The sequence below is a fragment of the Paenibacillus roseus genome, assembly GCF_016424485.1.
Lineage (GTDB): Bacteria > Bacillota > Bacilli > Paenibacillales > Paenibacillaceae > Paenibacillus_D > Paenibacillus_D roseus.
In genome coordinates, this window is sequence record NZ_JAELUP010000002.1 from 1 (window position 1) to 6,031 (window position 6,031).

The 6,031-nt window shown below is 29.7% G+C and carries 5 protein-coding genes and 3 tRNA genes; all 8 read right to left on the minus strand.

Annotated features, from left to right (window positions below; translation table 11 throughout):
• Positions 1–29 precede the first annotated feature (29 nt).
• A complete protein-coding gene (gene nuoL / locus JFN88_RS25985; RefSeq protein ID WP_199017409.1) occupies positions 30–2,057 on the minus strand; it encodes an NADH-quinone oxidoreductase subunit L in 2,028 nt (675 codons plus the stop codon).
• A gap of 56 nt (positions 2,058–2,113) precedes the next feature.
• A tRNA-Arg gene (locus JFN88_RS25990) sits at positions 2,114–2,187 on the minus strand.
• A 13-nt stretch (positions 2,188–2,200) separates the two neighbouring features.
• Positions 2,201–2,280: transfer RNA gene (locus JFN88_RS25995), tRNA-Leu, on the minus strand.
• Between the two features lie 61 nt (positions 2,281–2,341).
• Positions 2,342–2,944: an ATP synthase subunit B family protein gene (locus tag JFN88_RS26000; RefSeq protein WP_199017410.1), complete on the minus strand. Its 603-nt coding sequence runs from the start codon at positions 2,942–2,944 to the stop codon at positions 2,342–2,344.
• Positions 2,945–2,972: 28 nt separating this feature from the next.
• Positions 2,973–3,509, minus strand: a complete 537-nt coding sequence (locus JFN88_RS26005; RefSeq protein ID WP_199017411.1) for a YMF19 family ATP synthase protein — start codon at positions 3,507–3,509, stop codon at positions 2,973–2,975.
• 35 nt (positions 3,510–3,544) lie between these two features.
• Positions 3,545–3,616: transfer RNA gene (locus JFN88_RS26010), tRNA-Gly, on the minus strand.
• Positions 3,617–3,666: 50 nt separating this feature from the next.
• On the minus strand, positions 3,667–4,863 hold the full coding sequence (locus JFN88_RS26015; RefSeq protein WP_199017412.1) for an NADH-quinone oxidoreductase subunit D: 1,197 nt from the start codon (positions 4,861–4,863) through the stop codon (positions 3,667–3,669).
• 277 nt (positions 4,864–5,140) lie between these two features.
• Positions 5,141–5,938, minus strand: a complete 798-nt coding sequence (locus JFN88_RS26020; protein ID WP_199017413.1) for a cytochrome c oxidase subunit 3 — start codon at positions 5,936–5,938, stop codon at positions 5,141–5,143.
• Positions 5,939–6,031: the final 93 nt, after the last annotated feature.

Genomic DNA, 6,031 nt, shown 5'->3' on the forward strand with positions numbered 1-6,031 from the left:
GAGCTAGCTATTTGCTTAAAAATTTAAAATTAAATTGATATTCGTTTTGAATAGTAGTTATAAAATAAAAAACTAATTAAATATATAAACAATATTCTTATATCTACTATTAATTCTAAAAAGTCCCATACACTAACTGCTATAACTAATAAAGTTAAACCTAATAACATAAAGACAGCATAATGATAAATTAATCCACTTTGTAATCGACTAATATATTTCGCTGTATTTAAAAAAGAATACGCTATACCAGTTGGACCACATAATTCTAAACTTCCTTTATCTAAAGCCTTAAAACTAACAATATAACCAAAATTCATTGCAGTATATGAAATAAAATCATTATAAACTTTATCAAAATACCAACGTTTATTTAAAAAAATATATAATCTTCGACCATAATAAGTATTTTTAAAAGTATAACTTAATGAAGCACCTGAATATAAGACATTAATAAAAAAAGCAACAAAAGCTCCAGCTAAAGTAGCAACTAAAGGAACAAATTTTTGTAATTGATCTATAAATTCAGATTCAACAGCTACACTATTTTGAGGTAACGTATAAATGGCAGATCCCCAAAAATGAGTACCCAAACCAATCATCATATCTTTAGCCGTATAACCTACAAAAATACTACCTAAAGCCAAAATCATTAAAGGAATAGCCATTATAATAGGAGCATCATGTATATGCGAAGCACTTGATCTAAAAATGGATGTAGGTGCAATAAAAGCAGCAAATAAACCTTTAAAAGAATAATAAGATGTTAAAAATACACAAACAGACCCTAAAAAATAAGCAAAATTACCACTAAAAGTATAACGAGCAAAAGCCACTTCTAAAATAACATCTTTTGAATAAAAACCTGTTAGAAAAGGAAATCCTACTAAAGCAAAACTACCAATAGTCATCATTGCATAAGTAAAAGGCAATAATTTGGCTAAACCGCCCATTTTACGCATATCTTGTTCATTAGATAATGCATGAATTACACTACCTGCACTTAAAAATAATAATGCTTTAAAAAAAGCATGATTCATTAAATGAAAAACTCCGACTGTATATTGTGAAATACCGCATGCAAAAAACATATAGCCTAATTGACTAGCAGTTGAATAAGCAATTACACGCTTCATATCATTCTGCGCAACTGCTGTAGTTGCAGCAAAAAAACATGTCATAGCTCCAAAAACAGCAATAACTAATAAAGCATCTGGAGCATACTCATATAAAGGCGAACATCGTGATATCATAAAAACACCTGCAGTTACCATAGTAGCTGCATGAATTAATGCAGAAACAGGTGTAGGTCCTTCCATAGCATCTGGTAACCATGTATGTAAACCCAATTGAGCAGATTTACCCATAGCACCCACAAATAATAAAAGTCCTATCACGGTTAAAGCGTGAAATTTTGTATTTAAAAAAATAAATACTTCTGAATGAACATGTGGAACGCAAGCAAATATTGTAGCGAAATCTAACGTTTTAAATACTGAGTAAATACCCATAATACCTAAAGCTAATCCAAAATCCCCTACACGATTAACTAACATTGCTTTTATAGAAGCTTTAGATGCTTGCAACCTAGTAAACCAAAAATTAATTAATAAATAAGAAGCTAAACCAACTCCTTCCCAACCAAAAAACATTTGTAAGAAGTTATCCCCAGTCACCAACATCAACATAAAAAACGTGAAGATGGAAAGATATGACATAAATCTAGGTAAATGAGGATCACCATCCATATACGAAATAGAATATAAATGCACTAAAGTACTAATACTAGTAATAACTACCAGCATAACCGCTGTTAAGCTATCAAATAAAAACCCCCAATTAGCATCAAACATTTCTGACGCTACCCAAGGAGCTAAATCTATAGTACAAGTAACACCTGATAAACCTACTTCATAAAAAATAATTATACTTAAGATTGCTGCAAGTAAAACATTAACTGTAGTAATAATTGCAGCCCCTCTATAACCTATAAAACGACCAAAAAAACCCGCAGTTAAACTTCCTAAAAGAGGTAAAAATATTACTAATAAATACATAAAAAATTATATATTGATTTCTAGAAATTTATTAATGTTTTTATATTAATAAAAAACGCATTCTGCAGGATTTGAACCTGCGACCTTCAACTTAGAAGGCTGCTGCTCTATCCAACTGAGCTAAGAATGCTTTTCCTTAAATATGCTCACTATCGGAATCGAACCGATACCCTTAAGGACGAGATTTTAAGTCTCGCGTGTCTACCAATTTCACCAAGTGAGCGTATAAAACTTATTTTATATAAAAAATGAAATATATAAAATTAAGTTAAAATAACAACTAATTATGATATTTTATTATATACAGTATTAAGATTAGCTGAAGCTAACGCTTTCAGAACCCTAGTACGTGTTATATCATTTATCCATTTTAATTCTGTTGTTGTTAATTGATTATAATTGTTACAAATAAACTCAGGAAGTCTATACGCTAATTCTTCAGAATATACTAACCTTATAAGTCTATATTGTCGTGTCGCAAAAGTAAGAGAACGTGTATAATGTGTTACAAGATCTTCATATAACTTTGCAGATAAAATACGAGTATCGACATTTAACAATAGCTTATTTAAAATCTGCTTTTCTTCTTCTAATATATGCGTAAAATAATCACTAGCTTTTAAAACACGAACACTATCATTCAATTCAACAATTTGGTTTTCATAACTATCAGAAATACGAGCTCTTTCTAAAGATCCTCGTTCATCTAAAAAACTTCCAATAGAATCACCACTTGATATCATTACATAATAAAGAAAAGCAAAAAAACTTAAAGCTACTAATATTTCTTCATTATAAATAATAATATGTTTTGCACTCAGTATACTAAAAACTAATAATGCAACTACTACATTAAATATATCTATTTGACGTAATTTATTAATCATAATTATATTTTTTTTTAATTTACTTTATTTAAACTTCATAAAATAAATGATTATAAAGTCTAGGAAAATCCTTTACTGCTGCAAGATATTCGTTCAAATCACTTGCAATATCCGACGATTTATGAAAATATCTATAATCATCATTTTCAAGAACATAATCTTCTTTAAGTAAATGAAAATCAAGTAAATGATTTGCATACACGATCTGTGCTAATACAGAACAATAAAAAGGACCAAAATCCTTATGATATTCTTTTTGAACCTTTTCTCCGTTTTCATACAACCATGAGGCCATACTACCTTTAACTTGAGAAACTGATCTAATACCTAAATCATAAATTTCTTTCAAAATATTAGTATGTTCTTCATAAATAAGATCAATAGGTCTTATAGGTGTTTGAACACTAATTTTTGATTCAGCAAAACGTACTACAGCTTGTCTTGATTTATAACTACGACTAATTGAAGGTAAAAAATATCTTGTAATAAAAATATATAATACTACAAAACCTACAAGCAACCAAAAAAATTGTGTATGGTATGAAACTTTATCTAATTGTGGCATAAAATATAAAACAAAAGATTTAATTTAATTATATAAGCGGAAAAAGGGATTTGAACCCTCGACCCTTGCCTTGGCAAGGCAATACTCTACCACTGAGCTATTTCCGCAAAAAGAAAATAAATAATTCCTATATTAGTTTTAAAACTAAATATAGTAATTATCGATCTACTTCACCAAATACAATATCTTGAGTACCTATAATCGTTACAACATCAGCTAACATATGATTACGTGCCATAAAATCAATACCTTGTAAATGAAGAAACCCAGGAGCTTTTATTTTACAACGATAAGGTTTACTTGTACCATTACTTACTAAAAAAACCCCAAATTCACCTTTTGGTGCCTCAACAGCAGTAAAAGTTTCACCTGAAGGAACTACAAATCCCTGCGTATACAATTTAAAATGATGTATCAATGACTCCATAGATTGTTTCATTTGACTTCGAGAAGGAGGACTAACTTTTTTATCATCTACCCTTACCATCCCCGACGGCATTTCATTTAGACATTGCATAATAATACGTAAACTTTGTCTCATCTCTTCAACACGTATTAAATAACGATCATAACAGTCACCTCTTGTCCCAACTGGAACATCAAAAGTCATACGATCATATACATCATAGGGTTGCGTTTTTCGAAGATCCCAACAAACACCAGAACCTCGTAATAAAACACCAGAAAACCCCCAATCCATCGCCTGGTTTGCAGAAACTACACCTACATCAACTAAACGTTGCTTCCAAATACGATTAGTTGTTAACATTTCTTCCATTTCATCAATACGAGAAGCAAATTCACTTGCAAATAAATAAATATCCTCGCATAAACCAATAGGTATATCTGTATGAACACCACCAGGACGTACATAAGCTGCATGTAAGCGTGCACCACAAACACGTTCATAAAATTCCATTAATTTTTCACGTTCTTCAAATCCCCATAAAAATGGAGTTAAAGCACCAACATCCATTGCATGACAAGTTACAGCTAATAAATGATTTAATATTCTAGTAATTTCACCAAATAATACACGAATATATTGAGCTCTTAAAGGCGCTTCAATATTTAAAAGCTTTTCAACTGCTAAAGAATATGCTTGTTCTTGACACATCATTGAAACATAATCTAATCGATCAAAATAAGGCAATGCCTGTAAATAATTTTTATATTCGATTAATTTTTCCGTTCCACGATGTAATAAACCTATATGTGGATCAGCTCGCTGAATCACTTCTCCATTCATTTCTAAAACTAAACGTAATACTCCATGAGCTGCTGGATGCTGAGGACCGAAATTTAAAGTAAAATTTTTATACTTAGGAGGCGTTACTATTTTATCTATTGCCATATCTAAATTTATTACTAGTAATTTTTTACTAAAACTTAATATAACTTCTTAAAGAAACATATTATTTTTAGAATCCGCATATATTAATAATATTTGAACTAAATATTATTTAAAGATTAATAAGACCTTTTATACAAGAAAATATAGAAAAACATCATTTCAAATTATATTAATAACATTTTTAAAATGAAATGATGCAAGATTTTCTATAAAATTATTTTATTTTTATTCAAGTTGAATTAAATATTCTTTTAAAAATTTAAAATTAAATTGATACTTAAGCACCACCCCAATAATAAACACACACAAAAAGAAATAACCAAACAACATCAACCATATGCCAATACCAAGCTGCCGCTTCAAAACCAAAATGATGGCCTTTACTAAAGTGACCTAAATATACACGTATTGTACATACAAATAAAAAAATAGTACCTATAATTACATGAAATCCATGAAATCCTGTAGATAAAAAGAAAGTAGATCCAAAAATACCTGAAGCTATCGTAAAAGGTGCTTCAAAATATTCAAAAGCTTGGAAACCCGTAAAAATAATAGCTAACACTACAGTAACTATTAAAGCACGAAAAGCTTCGTCATTTTTATCCGATAATAACGCATGATGTGCCCAAGTAACAGAAGCACCCGAAGTTAATAATAATAATGTATTTAAAAAAGGAATTTCCCATGGATTTATCACTTCAATACCCGCAGGGGGCCATACACCTCCTATTTCAATAGTCGGTGCTAAACTTGAATGAAAAAATGCCCAAAAAATAGCCACAAATAACATTACTTCAGATAGGATAAACAAGATTACACCATAACGTAACCCTGTTTGTACCGCTTTCGTATGAAGCCCATAAAATGTACCTTCACGAATAACATCTCTCCACCATACAATAAAAGAATAGGCTAATATTAGTGCACCTGTAACTAATAAAAAGAAACCTCCAGAATACGCATGCATATACATTACAGCCCCTACTAACATAAAAAAAGCAGAAAAACTAGCAAAGATAGGCCACGGACTTGGGTCCACTAAATGAAAAGGATGAAATTTATTAATTTTCATAATATAATATAATCAAAAATTGTTTGTTCATTATATTAATTTTACATTTAAAATTATATAATGATTATATAATAAACTAAATTTATTATAAAT

Excerpts from the sequence above, each read along its gene's own strand:
- nuoL (WP_199017409.1), bottom strand. The coding sequence starts at position 2,057 with ATGTATTTATTAGTAATATTTTTACCTCTTTTAGGAAGTTTAACTGCG.
- JFN88_RS26005 (WP_199017411.1), bottom strand. The coding sequence starts at position 3,509 with ATGCCACAATTAGATAAAGTTTCATACCATACACAATTTTTTTGGTTG.
- JFN88_RS26020 (WP_199017413.1), bottom strand. The coding sequence starts at position 5,938 with ATGAAAATTAATAAATTTCATCCTTTTCATTTAGTGGACCCAAGTCCG.
- JFN88_RS26000 (WP_199017410.1), bottom strand. The coding sequence starts at position 2,944 with ATGATTAATAAATTACGTCAAATAGATATATTTAATGTAGTAGTTGCA.
- JFN88_RS26015 (WP_199017412.1), bottom strand. The coding sequence starts at position 4,863 with ATGGCAATAGATAAAATAGTAACGCCTCCTAAGTATAAAAATTTTACT.